16 protein-coding genes and 2 tRNA genes are annotated in these 18102 nt (G+C 59.4%); 10 read left to right on the top strand and 8 right to left on the bottom strand.

Annotated features, from left to right (window positions below):
- Positions 1-42: 42 nt before the first annotated feature.
- From ACVWXW_RS02415 to gatA, 7 genes are all read left to right on the top strand, one after another.
- Positions 43-423: a hypothetical protein gene (locus ACVWXW_RS02415; RefSeq protein WP_414357119.1), complete on the top strand. Its 381-nt coding sequence runs from the start codon at positions 43-45 to the stop codon at positions 421-423.
- Between the two features lie 97 nt (positions 424-520).
- Entirely contained in the window at positions 521-838 is a 318-nt protein-coding gene (locus tag ACVWXW_RS02410) for a hypothetical protein (protein WP_457402581.1), read from the top strand.
- Positions 839-904: 66 nt separating this feature from the next.
- Positions 905-1591, top strand: coding sequence for a Uma2 family endonuclease (locus tag ACVWXW_RS02405; RefSeq protein WP_457402579.1), 687 nt, complete (start codon positions 905-907; stop codon positions 1589-1591).
- Positions 1582-1654, top strand: a tRNA-Ala gene (locus ACVWXW_RS02400). The genes ACVWXW_RS02405 and ACVWXW_RS02400 overlap by 10 nt, the downstream gene beginning before the upstream one ends.
- A 102-nt stretch (positions 1655-1756) precedes the next feature.
- Entirely contained in the window at positions 1757-2074 is a 318-nt protein-coding gene (locus ACVWXW_RS02395) for a hypothetical protein (RefSeq protein ID WP_457387240.1), read from the top strand.
- A 107-nt stretch (positions 2075-2181) separates the two neighbouring features.
- Positions 2182-2478, top strand: a complete 297-nt coding sequence (locus tag ACVWXW_RS02390; RefSeq protein WP_457385995.1) for a hypothetical protein — start codon at positions 2182-2184, stop codon at positions 2476-2478.
- A gap of 181 nt (positions 2479-2659) precedes the next feature.
- The gene (gene gatA / locus ACVWXW_RS02385) at positions 2660-4192 is read left to right on the top strand and encodes an Asp-tRNA(Asn)/Glu-tRNA(Gln) amidotransferase subunit GatA (protein ID WP_457402577.1); all 1533 of its coding nucleotides are present in this window, start codon (positions 2660-2662) and stop codon (positions 4190-4192) included.
- A 17-nt stretch (positions 4193-4209) separates the two neighbouring features.
- On the opposite strand, the gene psb28 is transcribed toward gatA, so the two are convergent.
- The 4 genes from psb28 to gyrA form a co-directional block, all read right to left on the bottom strand.
- Positions 4210-4524, bottom strand: a complete 315-nt coding sequence (gene psb28, locus ACVWXW_RS02380; RefSeq protein ID WP_011433213.1) for a photosystem II reaction center protein Psb28 — start codon at positions 4522-4524, stop codon at positions 4210-4212.
- A 31-nt stretch (positions 4525-4555) separates the two neighbouring features.
- On the bottom strand, positions 4556-5755 hold the full coding sequence (locus ACVWXW_RS02375) for a glycerate kinase family protein (RefSeq protein WP_457402575.1): 1200 nt from the start codon (positions 5753-5755) through the stop codon (positions 4556-4558).
- Positions 5756-5793: 38 nt separating this feature from the next.
- Positions 5794-6165, bottom strand: a complete 372-nt coding sequence (locus ACVWXW_RS02370; protein ID WP_011433215.1) for a DUF760 domain-containing protein — start codon at positions 6163-6165, stop codon at positions 5794-5796.
- A gap of 186 nt (positions 6166-6351) precedes the next feature.
- Positions 6352-8880: a DNA gyrase subunit A gene (gene gyrA / locus ACVWXW_RS02365; protein WP_457402573.1), complete on the bottom strand. Its 2529-nt coding sequence runs from the start codon at positions 8878-8880 to the stop codon at positions 6352-6354.
- 184 nt (positions 8881-9064) lie between these two features.
- On the opposite strand from gyrA, the gene ACVWXW_RS02360 reads away from it, so the two are divergent.
- The 3 genes from ACVWXW_RS02360 (at position 9065) to ACVWXW_RS02350 (ending at position 12706) form a co-directional block, all read left to right on the top strand.
- Complete coding sequence (locus ACVWXW_RS02360) at positions 9065-10000, top strand: ion channel (protein WP_457402571.1); 936 nt, start codon at positions 9065-9067, stop codon at positions 9998-10000.
- A 90-nt stretch (positions 10001-10090) separates the two neighbouring features.
- On the top strand, positions 10091-11797 hold the full coding sequence (locus ACVWXW_RS02355) for a SulP family inorganic anion transporter (RefSeq protein WP_414342307.1): 1707 nt from the start codon (positions 10091-10093) through the stop codon (positions 11795-11797).
- Between the two features lie 69 nt (positions 11798-11866).
- Entirely contained in the window at positions 11867-12706 is an 840-nt protein-coding gene (locus ACVWXW_RS02350; protein ID WP_457402569.1) for a DUF6671 family protein, read from the top strand.
- A gap of 127 nt (positions 12707-12833) precedes the next feature.
- Here ACVWXW_RS02350 and ACVWXW_RS02345 read toward each other — a convergent pair whose 3' ends face one another.
- The 4 genes from ACVWXW_RS02345 to ACVWXW_RS02330 form a co-directional block, all read right to left on the bottom strand.
- Positions 12834-14417 (bottom strand): iron uptake porin, encoded by a 1584-nt coding sequence (locus ACVWXW_RS02345; protein ID WP_457402567.1) that lies wholly within the window; start codon positions 14415-14417, stop codon positions 12834-12836.
- A gap of 445 nt (positions 14418-14862) precedes the next feature.
- The gene (locus tag ACVWXW_RS02340) at positions 14863-16443 is read right to left on the bottom strand and encodes an iron uptake porin (RefSeq protein WP_457402565.1); all 1581 of its coding nucleotides are present in this window, start codon (positions 16441-16443) and stop codon (positions 14863-14865) included.
- Between the two features lie 299 nt (positions 16444-16742).
- Positions 16743-16814, bottom strand: a tRNA-Val gene (locus ACVWXW_RS02335).
- Positions 16815-16855: 41 nt separating this feature from the next.
- A complete protein-coding gene (locus ACVWXW_RS02330) occupies positions 16856-18019 on the bottom strand; it encodes a GuaB3 family IMP dehydrogenase-related protein (RefSeq protein ID WP_457402563.1) in 1164 nt (387 codons plus the stop codon).
- Between the last annotated feature and the right edge of the window lie 83 nt (positions 18020-18102).

Raw genomic sequence — 18102 nt, 5'->3', positions numbered from 1 at the left:
GGCAGTGGTAGGATTTCCTTATTCTGTAGTGCTTCAGCAACCATGACCCCTGAGCAAGAGCAGTGGCTGATTCAAGCCATCCAGGAGCTACAAGCCTCCCAGAGAGAATTGCAAGCCTCCCAGAGAGAATTGCAAGCCTCCCAAAGAGAATTGCAGGCCGCTCAGCAGGAGCTGCGCCTTGTCCAACAAAACCAGCAGGTTTTGATTCAAGAGCTGCGGGAAGGACAGGCGATGCTGGCCCAGTTTTTTCGCGAGTCAATGGATCGGTTTGATGAGCGCACCCGAGCTATTGAACGGCGCACGGAAGCTGTGGAACGCCGCACAGAAGCACTGGAACGGCGCACCGACCAGATGGCGGAAGAGATGAGGGAGATCCGGCAAGAGATTCGGGATCTGCGCCGCGATTTTTTGGAACGGCGTTAGCTTCCATCCAACCCTGGCCCAAGCGCTCACAGCCCCTTTCCCAGGGAGAAATGCAGGGTGATAGGATTTTTTTATTCTTCTGTAACCCTCGCCGACCATGACCCCTGAGCAAGAGCAGTGGCTGATTCGCGCCATCCAAGAGTTGCAAGCTGCCCAGCAGGAGCTGCGCCTTGTCCAACAAAACCAGCAGGTTTTGATTCAAGAGCTGCGGGAAGGACAGGCGATGCTGGCCCAGTTTTTTCGCGAGTCAATGGATCGGTTTGATGAGCGCACCCGGGCTATTGAACGGCGCACCGAAGCTGTGGAGCGCCGCACCGAAGCTTTGGAACGGCGCACTGACGAGATGGCCCGAGAGATGCGGGAGATCCGGCAGGAGATTCGGGATCTGCGCCGCGATTTTCTGGAACGGCGTTAGCTTCCATCCAACCCTGGCCCAAGCGCTCACAGCCCTGCTCCTAGAGGAAGAGAGGGGTTGTGCGAGATGACAAGGCTAGTATGGCAGCAAAGAGACTTTTGGCCGAGACGGTTTATGGCTTTGGCAATGGGATCCGTTTCTGCACCATCAAGAGCTCGCCTGAGTTTGGCGGAATACCTTGCTTATTCGGATGGCAGTGATACCCGCTATGAGCTGGTGGCAGGGGAGTTGGTGCCCATGGCTCTTCCAACCGGGCGGCATGTGCAGATTCAAAACTTTCTCAGCCGAGTTTTCGAGGCAGAGATTGCACGGCAGCAGTTGCCCTGGACAGCGATACAGGGGAGCCCAGGGATCCAGTCTCCGCGGGGCAATCGGTGGGCTACGGTGCGGATCCCGGATGTGGTGGTGCTGCCTTTGGAACAGTGGCAGGAGATGGGATCCAGAGAGGCGTTGATTCGCCTGGAGGATCCGCCGCCGCTACTGGTGGTGGAGGTAGTCAGTGAGTCCAGCCGGGCAGCAGACTACCGGGCCAAGCAAGCAGAGTATTGCGTTTTGGGGATCGGCGAGTATTGGGTTGTGGATCCCTTGGAGGAGAAGGTGAGCCTGCTGCTGCTTCATGAAGGCTGGTACGATGTGCTGGAGCTGAAGGGATCCGATCCGGTATCCTCAAAGGTCTTTCCCAAGCTGGAGTTGCAGGCGGGGGAGATCTTGGCTGCGGATTCGGGTTATTCTGGTAAAGCTACGGGGAGTTAGCTCAGTTGGTAGAGCGCTGCGATCGCACCGCAGAGGTCAGGGATTCGAGTTCCCTACTCTCCATTGAGGTTTTGGATTTGGATCCCTTGCCCCCGATCCCTCTCCCAGGAGGAGAGAAGAGTTAGTGGTGGTAGGATTTCCTTATTCTGTAGTGTTTCAGTAACCATGACGCCCGAGCAAGAACAGTGGCTGATTCAAGCCATCCAAGAGTTGCAAGCCTCCCAAAAAGAATTGCAAGCTGCCCAGCAGGAGCTGCGTCTTGTCCAGCAAAACCAGCAGGTTTTGATTCAAGAGCTGCGGGAGGGACAGGCGATGCTGGCGCAGTTCTTTCGCGAGTCAATGGATCGGTTTGACGAGCGTACTCGGGCCATCGAACGCCGCACAGAAGCACTGGAACGGCGCACCGACCAGATGGCGGAGGAGATGAGAGAGATCCGGCAAGAGATTCGGGATCTGCGCCGCGATTTTTTGGAACGGCGGTAGCTTGGGCTCAAGCGCTCTGCGTTGCTAGTGTAACCATCCCCGGATCCTTCTCCCAGGAGGAGATTTAGGGTGGTAGGATTTCCTTGTTCTGTAGCGCCTTGGTAACCATGACACCTGAGCAAGAGCAGTGGCTGATTCGGGCCGTCCAGGAGTTGCAAGCTGCCCAGCAGAACCAGCAGGTTTTGATCCAAGAGCTGCGGGAAGGGCAGGCGATGCTGGCACAGTTTTTCCGGGAGGCGCTGGATCGCTTTGACGAGCGCACCCGAGCCATTGAACGGCGCACGGAAGCTGTGGAGCGCCGCACCGAAGCTTTGGAACGGCGCACTGACGAGATGGCCCGAGAGATGCGGGAGATGCGGCAGGAGATTCGGGATCTGCGCCGCGACTTTTTGGAACGGCGTTGACTGCCAACAGCCCAGGCGCTCGGCGCTGCTGATGTGATCATCCCTAGATCCTCTCCTAGCAAGAGAGGGGGATCCACGAGATCTTTAGGGAGTTAGGGTTGGGAAGGGATCCCATCTGGATTAGTCTAGAGGGAACTTGGTCTGGCCTCATCGGCGTTTGCCATTCCCTGCGAGTTTGCCTATGTCTGTGATTCGCGCCCTACACAGCCAGTTGGTAACCAAAGAGCGCTCTGCCGAAGAGATCGCCCGCGAGTACCTGGAGCGCCTGGCCCAACTGGAGCCGCAGCTCAAGAGCTTTATTACTGTGACCGAGGAACTGGCTCTGCAACAGGCCAGGGCGGTGGACGCCCGCATTCGGGCCGGGGAAGAGATTGGCCCTTTGGCCGGGATCCCGCTTGCCGTGAAAGACAACCTCTGCACCCAAGGGATCCGCACCACCTGCGCTTCCCGGATGCTGGAGGGGTTCATTCCCCCCTACGAGTCAACAGTGACGGCGCGGCTGGCGGCTGCGGGCATGGTGACGGTGGGCAAGACCAACCTAGACGAGTTTGCCATGGGCAGCTCCACGGAAAACTCCGCCTTTCAGCGCACCGCCAATCCCTGGGATCTGACGCGGGTGCCAGGGGGATCCTCTGGGGGATCGGCGGCGGCGGTGGCTGCCGACCAAGCGGTGGTGGCTCTGGGCTCGGATACGGGGGGATCCATCCGCCAACCGGCAGCTTTTTGTGGGGTGGTGGGCCTCAAGCCCACCTACGGGCTGGTGTCTCGCTACGGGCTGGTGGCCTTTGCTTCGTCTTTGGATCAGGTGGGGCCGTTTGGGCGCACGGTGGAGGATGTGGCCTTGCTGCTGCAGGGGATCGCCGGCCATGACCCGATGGACTCCACCAGCCTGAAGGTGGATATCCCGGACTATAGCCAGGCTCTGATCCCGGACATCAAGGGCTTCAAAATCGGGGTGATCCGCGACTTGCTGGGAGAAGGATGTGGGGAGGAGACCCGCGCTGCCGTCCAAGCAGCCATTCAACATCTGCAAGAACTGGGGGCCGAGATCCTGGAGATCGACTGCCCCAGTTTTCGCTACGGCCTTGCCACCTATTACATCATTGCCCCTTCGGAAGCCTCTGCCAACTTGGCCCGCTACGACGGGGTGAAATACGGCCTGCGGGAACCTGCCGACTCGCTGCTGGCCATGTATGGCAAGACCCGCGCCCACGGCTTTGGGCCAGAAGTCAAGCGGCGCATCATGATCGGCACCTATGCCCTCTCCTCGGGGTACTACGACGCCTACTACCTCAAGGCTCAGAAGGTGCGCACCCTCATCAAGCAGGACTTCCTCAAGGCTTTCGAGAAGGTGGATGTGCTGGTCAGCCCCACCACCCCCACCCCGGCGTTCAAGATCGGCGAGCGGGAGGATCCCCTCAGCATGTACCTCTGCGACCTGATGACGATCCCGGTGAACCTGGCGGGTTTGCCGGGGCTGAGCCTGCCCTGCGGGTTTGCCGATGGGCTGCCCATTGGCCTGCAAATTGTGGGCAATGCCCTACAGGAGAGCAAGGTGCTGCGGGTGGCCTATGCCTATGAGCAAAGCACCGACTGGCACAAGCGACGGCCGCCGCTGGGGCAGCCCTCAGTTGAAGAGGGCCAGGGATCCGATCCCGGCCAACCTCAAGCCAAGCGCAGATCCGGCAAGAGGAGCAAAAAATCCAAAAGCTGAGGCGGGAAGGGCGGCAACTAGGCCATGCCCATCTGGTTGGCCGCTGAAAAGCGTTCCATAAAGCGCAGGAAGCGATCCCACTCTGCCTCGGTTTCCATGTCGTAGGTCACTTCCAGGGCTTTGAATTCCCCGTTCAGGAACTTGGCCCTGATGTTGCGGGTGGTCAGCTCCCCTTCCTCATCGATCATCCGCATGCCGAGGATGTTTTGCGTATCGGATTTTAGATCCTCGAAGCGGAAAATCGCGGATCCCCGGTTGCCGGTCTTGGATTTCAGCACTCGCACCTGGGTGGGCACCTCTTGGATGCCGGGGGAGAACTCGATACTGGCCATGATGTCCTACGAAACACGATGATTTAAGCCATTATAACCGGCCAATCCCCGCATCCTGCTCCAGAAAATCTCTCAGCTCCTGGGCCGTCATCTGCTCCAGGTGATGGCCGGCCTGCCGTTGGGCTTCTGCCACATCGGGGATCCGGTCGCACAGGGCGCCAACCCGAAGGGGAAGAGGCTGGGCTGCCAACCCAGCGCGCGCTGCCGGAGTCACCTGGCCACAGAGGATGAGCAGGGGTTTTTGGGCTTGGATAGCCTGCTCCAGCACGGCCCCCACCACCTTTCCCATCGCGCTTTGTTCGTCGAGGCAGCCCTCTCCGGTGACGACCAGATGGCAGCGGCGGATGCGCTCCGGCAGGGCCAATTGCCGCGCCAAGAGCTGGATCCCGGACTCCAGAGTGGCCTCCAAAAAAGCCACCAGACCTGCTCCTAAGCCGCCTGCGGCTCCGGCCCCCGGGATCCCGGCCACGGCCTGGCCCAAATCTCGCTCCACCACTTGAGCCCACTGCTGCAGCGCCTGCTCCAACTGCTGCACCTGGGAAGGGGTGGCGCCTTTCTGGGGGGCAAAGACGGCGGCGGCTCCCCACGGGCCGGTGAGGGGATTCTGCACATCGCACAGGCCGCGGATGCGTTTCCCCTGCCAGACAGGCTGTTCAGGGGACTCAATGCGCTGCAAACGGGCCAGCTCTCCCCCGCCCCAGCCGATGGGATCCCCAGCTCCATCCAACAGGCGATAGCCTAAGGCCTGCGCCATGCCCGCCCCTCCATCCACGGTGGCGGATCCCCCCAGTCCTATCCAGATCTCAGCAATAGGCTCTCGGCAGACGGCCCGCAACAGCTCCCCCAGGCCATAAGTGGTGGTGCGGGTGGGATCCCGCCGCTCCGGTGGCACCAAGGTCAGGCCAGCCACCTGGGCCAGCTCCAACAGGGCCAGCTCTCCTGCCACCCCGTACTCCGCCCAGACGGGATCCCCCAGGGGGCCGGTGACCCACAGACCCTTTTTCTCTCCCCCCAGCGTCGGCAGCAATACCTCTAGGGTGCCCTCTCCCCCATCCGCCAAGGGGAGCCGCTCCACCTCGACTTCCGGCAGCACCTGTTGGATCCCATGGGCTATGTGCTCTGCCGCTTCTGGTGCCCTCAGGGATCCCTTAAAACTATCCGGGCAAACCAAAATCCGCCGCGGTGGGCTGCTGAACTGGGATCCCTTTGCCTGGAAACCCGCATCCAGCATGGAACCTCCTCGGCGGCGCTAAAAGGTGGATTGCAAGCCTAGCCCTCCTCCTCTGCTGGCGAAGGCTGATCCGCGCTGGCAGGCTGGGAGGCACTGCCCAAAGATTGCTCCAGGGCTAGGCGCTGCTCCATGACCCGCAGGAAATAGCCGCCCATCATCGCGCCGGAGAGCATTTTGGCCAAGCTCTCGCGGTTGGTGATGATCTGAACCCCGAATTGATCGGAGGGCAAGCTCCCCACCAAGCTGCGGATGTTGTGGCCCAAGATCTCCAGCACTTCCGGAGAAGAATTGCGGGCAATATCCTGAAAGACGCTGGGATCCTGAGATTGCAGGTATTGCCAGAGCCGGTTGTCGGGGCTCGGAGTTTGCACTGCCTCAAAACCAGGGATGAAGTTCAACGGGCTCGCCATGGAGTAACCCAGCTCCACAAACACAGCAGGTGTAGCCCAAACTAGGGCGCTCGGCCTGATCCCACAGGCCTTTGCCGTTCCCGGAATTTGGGCTATCCCAAAGGTAACACCCCATCCTCACCCTCTCCGGTACGGGATCCCACCCTTCTGCGGCGGCAAATGCCGTACCTAAGTAACGGCCGGGGATCAAGCGCTGGCTTCTGAGGTCTCCTCCTCGGCAACCAAGGCAGCGGGTACCACTGTAACTCCCACAATGCTGTCTTCCGGATCCAGGCGCTGCACCAGCACCCCGGTCGCCTCGCGGGACTGGGTGGGAATGGCCTTGGCCAACTGGCGCATGACAATGCCCCTGGCGGTTACCAACAGGATCTCGTCTTCGGCATTGACGATGCGCAGGGCCGCCAGCTCGTCCGACGCCTGGCGGAACTTGGTGGCGATCACCCCCTTGCCGCCGCGGTTTTGCTGGCGGAAATTGTCGATGGCCGAGCGCTTGCCCCGCCCTTCTTTGGTGATCACCAGCACCCAAGGGTTAGCCAGCTTCTCCCCCTCTCGCTCGGCAGCCATCACCGATTCGGCAGAGATAATATCCATGCTGACGATGTCATCGCCGGCGTTGAGGGTAATGGCCCGCACGCCCCGGGTGGCCCGTCCCAGAGGGCGCAGTTGCTCGTCATCCGCCGGGAAGCGAATGGACATGCCTTGGCGGGTCGCCATGACCACATCATCGCTGGAGCGGGCGCGGCGCACCCAGCGCAGTTCGTCGTTTTCTTCCAGAGAGATGGCAATCAGGCCGTTGGAGCGTACATTGGCAAAGGCGCTGAGGGCCGTTTTTTTGATGTAGCCGCCGCGGGTGAGCATCACCAGATATTCGTCGTCGCTGAACTGGCTCACCGGCACCATGGACGTAACCCGCTCTTCCCGGGTGATCGGCAGCAACTGAACGATGGCGCTGCCGCGGGCGGCGCGGCTCCCCTGGGGGATCTGGTGGGCGGGCAGGGTATAGACTACGCCCCGATTGGTGAAAAAGAGGATGGTGTCGTGGCTGCGACAGGCAAAAAACTGTTCGATGGCATCGTCTTCTTTGATGCGGGCGCCGGCTTTGCCGCGGGTGGCTCGCCCCTGCACCTGGAACTCCTCAAGGCCCATGCGCTTGATATAGCCCTGCTCGGTTAGAAAGATAACCGTCTCCCGATTTTCGATCAGATCATCCGTTCCCAGCTCCCCATCCTCCAAACAGAGGCGGGAACGGCGCGGGCTGGCAAAGCGGGCTTTGAGCTGCTGCAGCTCTTCGCTGATGATCTGCATCACCCGTTCTCGGCGGGCCAGAATATCCCGCAGGTCGGCAATTTGCCTCACCAAGTCTTCGTGCTCGGCCTGGATTTTTTCCGCTTCCAGGGCGGTGAGGCGGCGCAGCTGCATCTGCAGGATCCCGTCGGCTTGGGCTTCACTCAGGCCCAACACCGCCTGCAATTCCTCTCGGGCTGTGGCGGTATCGGCGGCTCCCCGAATGAGGGCAATCACCCGATCCAACTGCCCCAAAGCCAAGAGATAGCCCTGCAGCAGGTGATCCCGCTCCTCGGCTTTTTGCAGCTCGTAGCGGGTGCGCCGCTCAATGACCCCCTCTCGGAAGTCCAGAAAAGCCTGTAGAGCATCCCGCAGGGTCAGGGTGCGCGGCTCGCCGTTGAGGATGGCCAGCATGTTGACCCCGAAGTTGGCCTGCAGGGGGGTTTGCTTGTAGAGGTTGTTGAGCACCACCTGCGGCTGGGCATCCCGCTTTAGCTCGATCACCACCCGCATGCCGCTGCGGTCGCTCTCGTCGCGGATGTCGGCAATGCCTTCCAGTTTTTTCTCGTTGACCAGCTCGGCGATCTTCTCAATCATGGCTGCCTTGTTGGTCTGGTAGGGCAGTTCGGTGATGATGATGGCGTCCCGAACCGGTCGGCCCCGCTGCTCGATCGTCTCCACCCTGGCCACCCCCCGCAGGGTGATGGAGCCGCGCCCGGTGGTGTAGGCTTCGCGGATGCCCTCCTGGCCCATGATCAGCGCCCCGGTGGGGAAGTCGGGGGCGGGGATCCACTGCATCAACTCCAGGCTGGTCAGGTTGGGGTTGTGGATGAGGGCAATCAGGCCGTCCACCAATTCGCTCAAGTTGTGAGGCGGGATGTTGGTGGCCATGCCCACGGCGATGCCGGAAGAGCCGTTTAAGAGCAATTGCGGGATCCGCGCCGGCAGCACCAGCGGCTCTTGCTGGGATCCGTCGTAGTTGCCCACAAAATCGACGGTGTTGGCGTCGATATCCTGCAGCAGGGCTTCTTGGGCAAAGGCGGTCAGCCGACACTCGGTGTAGCGCATGGCCGCCGGCGGGTCGTTGTCTACAGAGCCGAAGTTGCCGTGCCCATCCACCAGGCGCTCCCGCATGGAGAAATCCTGGGCCATGCGCACCAGCGCATCGTAAACCGCCTGATCCCCGTGGGGATGGTATTTCCCGATCACATCCCCCACGACGCGGGCACACTTGCGAAAGGGGCGATCCGCCGTCAGGCCCAACTCGTGCATGGCGTAGAGAATGCGGCGGTGCACCGGCTTCAGGCCATCCCGCGCATCTGGCAAAGCCCTCCCGACGATCACGCTCATGGCGTATTCCAGGTAGGACTGCGACATCTCCCGCTGCAGGTCGGTGGAGATGATGCGCGCCGTCGATTCGTTGTCGCTCATGGGGTTGGGTTATCGTTGAGGGATCCCAGTCGGCCTTGGCGCAGTGGGTTCATGGAAGTTTATCGGGAAGTAAACCCTGACCGTGGCAGACTGAGGGTGATTGAGTTAAGCAAAGAATTTTTGTACTCCTAGTCTACCATTCGCCCTTTGTGAAGGCCGGCTGACTTCCAGCAGGAGATGCCCAGTGGTTCATCAGCAGCCCCAATCTGCAGCTTCTCAGGGATCCCGTCCCATCCGCATGGGACAACCGGGTGGCCATCGCCCTTTGGTGCGTCGTGGGATCCCTTCCCAGAGGTTGCGGGATCTGTATCACCTGTTGTTGACCCTCTCCTGGCCAGGTTTTTTGGGGGTGTTGGCTGGGGGGTATATCTTGGCCAATGTCGGCTTTGCATTGCTCTATTTGATCGGTACCAACAACATTGCCAATGCCCGTTCAGGCCACTTTGGGGATGCGTTTTTCTTCAGCGTGCAGACAATGGCCAGCATCGGGTACGGGGCTATGTATCCCCTCAGCCTTTACGCCAATCTCCTAGTTACCCTAGAAGCCATGTTGGGGGTGGCGGGCACGGCAGTGGCGACAGGTTTGGTCTTTGCTCGTATTTCTCGGCCCACCGCTCGGGTCATGTTTAGCCGGGTCGCCGTTATTCGGGTTCAAGATGGCTACCCCACCCTGATGTTTCGGGCTGCTAACCAACGCTTTAACCAGATTGTCGAGGCTCAGATTCGCCTTACCTTGGCCTGCAACCAAATCTCAGCAGAAGGGGAGTGGATGCGGCGGCTTTATGATCTGCGACTGGTACGCTCCACGTCTCCCATTTTTGCCATCACCTGGACGGTGATGCACCGGATTGAGCCGGATAGCCCTCTCTACGGCCTCACGGATCAGGATTTACAGATGGGCCAAGCGGAGCTGATCATTACCCTGACCGGCATCGACGACACCTTTTCCCAAACCATCCATGCTCGCCACTCCTACTTGGCCGATGAGATTCTCTGGAACCACCGATTTGCCGATATTCTCCACCTGGACAGCAATGGGCATCGCTATGTGGACTACTCTCACTTTCACACAACTCTACCGGCTCAAGCCCCATGCCCTCGCTTGGAGGGGAATCCTTGAGGGAAACTATAGAAGAAAATCTATTCTCTAGCATGATCTCTATAGTAACGTTCAATGATAGGCTGCCCATAGCGTGGAGGGCTTTGGGGCATGCTGAGCCAAGCGAAAGAACAACAGTCCGGCGGCAAGAGATTTCTGGATTGGCACCGACGTCTGAGCCTAGACAACTGGCGCGGGGATCTCTTCGGCGGGCTGACGACAGCGATTGTTTCCTTGCCGATGGCCTTGGCCTTTGGGGTGGCTTCGGGGGCAGGGCCGGTGGCGGGCTTGTACGGAGCAGTATGCGTGGGCTTTTTTGCGGCTCTGTTTGGGGGTACGCCCACGCTCATCTCCGAACCCACCGGGCCGATGACTGTGATGATGACGGCGGTGGTTGCTAATGTTACAGCTCGTTACCCGGAGCAGGGGCTGGGGCCGGCCTTCACCGTGGTGATGCTGGGGGGCTTATTTCAGATCCTGTTTGGATCCCTGAAACTGGGTAAATACATCACCCTCATGCCCTACAGCGTTATTTCCGGCTTTATGTCCGGGATCGGCTGGATCATGATTTTGCTGCAGATCCCGCCGCTTTTGGGCCACGCCAGCCAGGGGGGAGTGATTGGGGCGGTGCAGAACCTGCCGACCTACCTGCTCAACCTTAAGATGCCAGAGCTGGGGCTGGGGCTGCTGACGCTTGCCATCCTTTTTGGCTATCCCAAGCCCTGGCGACGGGTGGTGCCGCCGCAGTTGGTGGCTTTGGTGTTGGGAACGCTGGTGGCCAGCTTGTTCATGGCCGATTGGGATTTGCGGCGCATTGGCCCTATCCCCACCGGTTTGCCGCAGTTGCAGTGGCCGCAGTTGCCCTTTGCTTCCCTGGCCAACTTGGTGCTGGATGGGGTGGTGCTGGGGATGCTGGGCTGCATCGACACCCTCTTAACGGCAGTCATTGCCGATAACCTCACCCGCACCCGCCACGACTCCGACCAAGAGCTGATCGGGCAGGGGATCGCTAACTTGGTGTCCGGCTTCATGGGAGGGCTGCCGGGAGCAGGGGCAACCATGGGCACGGTGGTGAATATCCAGTCGGGGGGACGTACCCCTCTGGCGGGCGTCACCCGCGCCCTCATTCTGTTGATGGTGGTGCTGTTTGCCGCTCCCCTCACGCAAGGGATCCCAATGGCGGTGCTGGCAGGGATCGCCTTTAAGGTGGGGGTGGATATCCTCGACTGGAGCTTCCTCAAGCGGGCCCACCGCCTTTCCCTCAAAGGGGCAGCCATCATGTACGGAGTGATGTTCATGACGGTGTTTGTGGATCTCATCGCTGCAGTGGGAGTGGGAGTGTTTGTGGCCAACTTGCTCACCATTCAACGCCTCAGCGAGATCCACTCCGAAGAGGTGAAAGCCATTACCGATGCCGATGATGCGGTGGATCTCACTCCCCGTGAGAGGGAATTGCTGCGCCAGGGATGCGGGCAGGTGTTGCTGTTTTACCTGAGCGGGCCGATGATCTTCGGGGTTTCCCAAGCCATTTCCCGCCAACATCAGGCGGTGGCCTCCTGCCAAGCGCTGGTGGTGGATCTATCAGATGTGCCGATGCTGGGAGTTTCGGCGACGCTATCCTTGGAAAATGCCATCCGCGAGGCCCTGGATCGGGGCAAACAGGTGTGGATTGTTGGGGCCAAGGGCCGGATCCGGCAGCGCCTGGAAAACCTACATTTGCCGCTGCCCCCAGAGCGGTTTGTGGACAGCCGTGAGGTGGCTTTGGCCGAGGCTGTTGCCCAGTTGGGCTTGCCGCTCGAGGCCAGTCCCCTGGTTTGAGTAACCCCAATTGGCCTGAGCCACAAAGCTGCGGGATCCGTTTGCCAGATCTAGGTTAAGTCTGAGTCTATGCAATGGAAGGGTCGGGTCGCCTACTTGGCAACCATGCATCGCAAAGAGCAGGTCATCGGCCCTCTCTTGGCCGAACATTTGGGGATTCAAGTCCAAGTAGCAACTTTTGACACCGACCAACTGGGCACCTTCTCGCGGGAGCGGCCCCGACCGGGGGATCCCATCCACACTCTGCGCCTGAAGATTGCAAGGGCTTTGCAGGATCATCCTGAAGCTCTGGGCTTGGCCAGCGAGGGATCCTTTGGCCCCCACCCCCAGATCCCTTGGATCCCTTGGAATCAGGAGTGGGTCATGCTCAGGGTTTTTGAACCCGGCGCGGAGCCCTTGGAGCTGGTCGGCTATGCAGAGAGCACCCAAACCAATTTCAGCCATCGCTGGGTGCAGAGCTGGGCAGAAGCGCTGGACTTTGCCCAAAGGGCGGGTTTTCCCCAGCACGCCCTGATCGCCCTCGACCAGCCAGAAAAGCCCCAGGTTATCCACAAAGGAATCCAAGATGAAGCAACCCTGAAGCAGGTGGTGGGGGAGCTGCTGGCTCGGCAGGGTGGCCTGCATCTGGAAACCGACATGCGGGCCATGTGCAACCCAACCCGGCTCCAAGTCATCGCAGCCGCCACCCAAAACCTAATCGCCAAAGCCCAAAGCCTGTGCCCGGCCTGCGGCACTCCCGGCTACTGGCGGATCCGCTCGGTCTCTGGACTGCCCTGCGGCCAATGTGGCGCCCCCACCCCCGTGGCCAAGGCTTGGGTATATGGCTGTTCCCGCTGTTCCCACACCCACACCGAGCCTGTGGCAGAGCCCTGGGCGGATCCCGCTCAGTGTGCCTTTTGTAATCCCTAGCTTTGTCCCAAGCTTGACGTCAAGCCCAGGCTTTCATCCCCCCAGAGGGGCTGATGTAAGAAAATAGGGATCCAACCCAGTGGATCCCTACTTAGCAACTTGGATGTCAGCGCAGGGATTTTAAGAACTAGAAAGTAAACACAGCTCGCAAGACACCCACGCCGATGGTTGGATCGGTATCCCCAGACTTGCTAGGCCCACCATTGGGATTGCTCACAAAGTAGGCTGCCGGGGTAAGGGTGAGGTACTCGTTCACCGGGAAGCTGTAGTAAACATCCACGATGAAAGGACGGCTGTCAAAAACTCCCTCCTCGGTGCTGACAATCGGTTGGCCAAACACCACACCGCCCTGAGCACCCTCAATGAAGAGATCCGGGAAAGCAAAGCCAAACAGGAACCCGTTGAAATCTTCATCACCCGGATCAATGGTGCCAGCCGGTACCACGTTGGGCAAGTTGTAATCCACATTGCCAGCAGTAAACCAGCCGGATACGGTAATTCGAGGGCTAAGCTCCCAGTTGGCTGCCACCGAGAAAGCATTGACACGGGCAGAAACATCTACCGTCGTCGTCCGCAGAGGGCCACGGAAAAGGGCTGTACCGTTGGCCAAGAACTCAGGGCCATCGTTTGCCTTCTGCAGATAGGTACTGGCAAACTGCAGGTAGATCTCCAGGTTTTCGTTCGGCAGGAAGCCCAGCTCCACCGCGTGGGCACTGTCGCTACCGGTTATACCGCTGTCGCCGAAGCCCTTGCCCAAGGCTTGAGCGTTCCTGGTGCTGTAGCTGTAGGCCAAGCGTAGTTGATCCGAGAGTCGGTAGCGGAAGCCAAACAGAGCTCCACCTGGCACGTCCGCCGTGGAGTTGGGAGCATCAGCAAAGTCGGAGAGAGCTTCGAAGGGTGTGCTGTAGTTGAATACATCGAACACACCTGAGCCAACGATACCCGTGTAGATGGTAGCTGCTCGGTTGAAAGCTGGGAATTGGTAGATCAGCTTGGCCAGGGTGAAAGTGCCGCCGCCACGGCCGCCAAACTCAAGGCCGGGATCCCCCTCAAAGAACTCAGTCACAGCATCGCGAGCTTGGAGACGAATGCGCAGGCGATCGCGACCCACAAAAGAAGCATCGAAGTTCAAGCGTACCCGATAGGGAAGAGTCATGTTGGCTTGGTTTTGCTCTGCTACTACCTTCCCATCAACAACTCTGTCTTCCGTGAGAGCGCTGCCTACAACAGCGGCGATGACTTGGGCATTCAACTTGGTAACCGGGTTGAAGACCTTCCCTTTCAAATCAGTAACATCGGCTTCCAGGGCATCCACCCGCCCGCGCAGGGCTGCCAGCTCAGCAGCAAATTCCTCTTGCAAGCGCTGCAGAGTGGCCAAGTCTTCCTTGGAGACTTTGTCGGCCAAACCGGCTGCAATCAACTCATTGATGCGATCCAAGCAGGCGTTCATACCGGCGGCAAACTCAAAGCGAGTCATAGCCCGGTTGCCGCGGAAGGTGCGGTCAGGGTAGCCGGCAATACAACCGTAGCGCTCCACCAAGGATTGCAGGGCTTGGAAGGCCCAGTCGGTGGGCTGCACATCCGAAAGCTCAGAGATGGAGGTGACCGGCCCGGTAGCTTGGGCATAAGCCACTCCAGGGGTCAGAATCGCTGCTGCACCCAGAGTGCCGGCCAGCAGCGTTTTCCAGTAGTTCGCGTGTTTCGCGGGCATGTTTCTCTCCTTGTTCTTTTCCTCACACCTTTTTGGCTGTAGGGATGTCTTCTAGAGGTAACCAATTGCCTAACTCAAGAACAAGTCTGGCAACTGCGGACTTCGGTGAAGACATGATGTGGAGATTATGATACAGCCGAAGTCCACATCCTCTTGCTGTCCGGCCTGCCCTACAGTTAATGCGGTGTCCCCACATCTGTGGCCAAGACATGGGTATCTGTTCCCGCCATTCTCACACCTACACCGAGCCTGTGGCAAAGACCTGGGCAGATCTCACGCAGTGCGCTTTTTGTAGCCCATGGCCTCGTCTTAAGCTCAACCTCAAGCTCTTCAATGCCAGCATCCTTATCCCCACAGAGGAGTTGATTATTCTTATTCAATGAAGGGATCCAACCCAGTGGATCCCTACTTAGCAACTTGGATGTCAGCGCAGGGATTTTAAGAACTAGAAAGTAAACACAGCTCGCAAAGCCCCCACGCCAATGGTTGGGTCGTTGTCTCCGGGTCTGCCGCCATTGGGGTTGCTCACAAAGTAGGCAGCAGGCGTTAGAGTAATGTACTCGTTGACCGGGAAGCTGTAGTAGACGTCCACAACGAAGGGGCGAGTATCCCACACTCCGTCGTTGTCTGTGGTCACGATTGGCTGCCCAAATACAATCCCGCCTTTGGCACCCTCCACGAAGAGGTCGGGGAAAACAAAGCCAAGGAGGAAACCGTTAAAGTCTTCCTCTCCCGGATCCACAGTACCAGCCGGTACCACATTGGGCAGGTTGTAATCCACATTGCCAGCCGTAAACCAGCCAGACAAGGTAATGCGAGGGCTGATCTCCCAGTTGGCTGCGAACGTAAAAGCATTCACCCGTGCAGAGACATTGACCTGCGTTCTTCTTACCGGCCCGCGGAAGAGACTTTTACCCGTGGCCAGGAAGGTAGGACCGTCATTTGCTTGCTGCAGGTAGGTGGAAGCAAACTGAAGGTAAAACTCCAAGCCCTTGGTTGGCAAGAAGCCCAGCTCGACGGTGTGAGCGCTATCATCACCTGTCAAGCCACTGTCGCCAAAGCCTCTCCCCAGAGCTTGACCTCTTCTGGTGCTGTAGGCGTAGGCTAAACGAAACTGGTCGCTCAAACGGTAGCGAAAACCAAATAGGGTTCCGCTGGGCACATCTGCCGTAGAGTTGGGAGCATCGGCAAAGTCCGACAGAGCATCAAAGGGCGTGCTGTACTGCAGAACGCTAGACACCCCTGTACCTGTAATACCTGTGTAGATGGTAGCAGCGCGGTCGAAAGCAGGAAATTGATAAACCAGCTGGGCAAGAGTAAAGGTACCGCCCGCACCTCCTTGGAAGCCAACGCCTGGGTCACCCTCAAAGAAGGTAGTAACCGCATCGCGAGCTTGTAGGCGGATACGCAAGCGATCCCGGCCAACAAAGGAGGCATCGAAGTTCAGGCGTACCCGATAGGGAAGAGTCATGTTTGCCTGATTTTGCTCGGCTACCACTCTTCCTTGTACGACCCGGTCTTCTGTAAGAGCGCTGCCGAGAATTGCGGTAATGACCTGAGCGTTAAGCTTGGTAACTGGGTTGAAGATCTTCCCTTTCAGATCGTTAATCTCAGCCTCTGCCGCATCCACCCGCCCGCGCAGGGCTGCCAGCTCAGCAGCAAATTCCTCTTGCAAGCGCTGCAGAGTGGCCAAGTCTTCCTTGGAGACTTTGTCGGCCAAACCGGCTGCAATCAACTCATTGATGCGATCCAAGCAGGCGTTCATACCGGCGGCAAACTCAAAGCGAGTCATAGCCCGGTTGCCGCGGAAGGTGCGGTCAGGGTAGCCGGCAATACAACCGTAGCGCTCCACCAAGGATTGCAGGGCTTGGAAGGCCCAGTCGGTGGGCTGCACATCCGAAAGCTCAGAGATGGAGGTGACCGGCCCGGTAGCTTGGGCATAAGCCACTCCAGGGGTCAGGATCGCTGCTGCACCCAGAGTGCCGGCCAGCAGCGTTTTCCAGTAGTTCGCGTGTTTCGCGGGCATGTTTCTCTCCTTGTTCTTTTCCTCACACCTTTTTGGCTGTAGGGATGTCCTCATAGAAGCGACAAACTGCCTACCTCAACAACGAGCCTGGCAATTGGGGACTCTGGGAAGACATAATACAGCCGAAGTCCACATCGTCTACCACTTTACACACTTTCTGGGCAAGACTCAATGCAAGACCCAACTGCGGTAGATGATCGAGGCTCGATATCCACTACTCTACCTCAGGGATCCGGCTCTGGCTAGCGGGTGTATCCCAAACCAAGACAGAGCTCCTAAGCCACAAACTCTGGTGGAAATGGGCGGTACCGGACTCGAACCAGTGACATCCTGCTTGTAAGGCAGGCGCTCTACCGCTGAGCTAACCGCCCCCGAGGGATCCCAGCCCACCGAGTTTAGCATTCCCAAGGGACTATTTCCCCATACCCAAGCTCTGCGCCTTCTGGTACACCTTCCCCTCTGTGAGCAGGGAAGGGGCAATGCAGATCTCCACCTGCTGCATTTCTCGGAGATTGGCAGCCCCCAGGGTGGCCATGCTGGTGCGCAGGGCGCCCAAGAGGTTGTGGGTACCGTCGTCCAGGCGGGCGGGGCCGCGCAAGATTTCTTCCAAGGTGCCGGTGGATCCCACGCGGATGCGGGTGCCGCGGGGCAAGATGGGGCTGGGGGTGGCCATGCCCCAGTGAAAGCCGCGACCGGGGGCTTCATGGGCGCGGGCCAGGGGGGATCCGATCATCACTGCATCGGCTCCACAAGCGATGGCCTTGCAAATGTCGCCACCGGTCACCAATCCGCCATCGGCAATCACAGGGACATAGGTGCCGGTTTCCGCCAAAAACTGCTCCCGTGCAGCGGCACAGTCGGCAATCGCTGTAGCCTGTGGTACCCCCACCCCCAACACGCCGCGGGAGGTACAGGCAGCCCCCGGGCCGATCCCCACCAAGACACCGGCAGCTCCGGCCTGCATCAGCTCCAAGGCAACATCGTAGGTAACGCAGTTGCCCACCACAACAGGAATGGGCATCGACCGGCAAAATTGGGCCAGATCCAGCAGTTCCATGCCTTCGGGAACCTTGTGGTGAACGGAAACCACCGTGGCCTGAACGAAAAACAGATCCCCCCCGGCTTCAGCCACCAGGGGGCCGTATTGGGCGGCGTGGGCGGGCACGCAGCTAGCGGCGGCAATGGCGCCAGCAGCTTTGATCTGGCGGATGCGTTCTTGGATTAGCTCTGGCTTCACCGGCTCGCTGTAGAGGCGCTGCATTAGGGGCACAAACTCGTCTTTGCCCACCGACGCAATCTGATCCAAAATCTCATCGGGATCGGCGTAGCGGGTTTGGATCCCATCCAGGTTCAACACCCCGAAGGCCCCCAGCTCCGAGAGCAAAATGGCCATTCGCACATCCACCACGCCATCCATGGCGCTGGCGATGATGGGGATTTGCCGTTGGATCCCTCCCAGGGTGAAGTGGGTATCCACCAGGCTGGGATCCAGCGTTCGTCTGCCTGGGGCCAGCGCGATTTCATCCAGCCCGTAAGCGCGTCTTGCCTGCCGATTGCGGCCCAGTTGCACGTCCATTTTTCCCCTGTTCTGCGGATCCCTTGTTTTTATCATGCCGCCAAGGAGGGATCCAAGGCTAGCGAGAGTTTTGTTCTTCTGGT

The organism is Thermostichus sp. MS-CIW-30 (assembly GCF_054058015.1).
The sequence above is the reverse complement of the archived record's forward strand: the minus strand, read 5'-3'. Positions and strand labels throughout refer to the sequence as shown.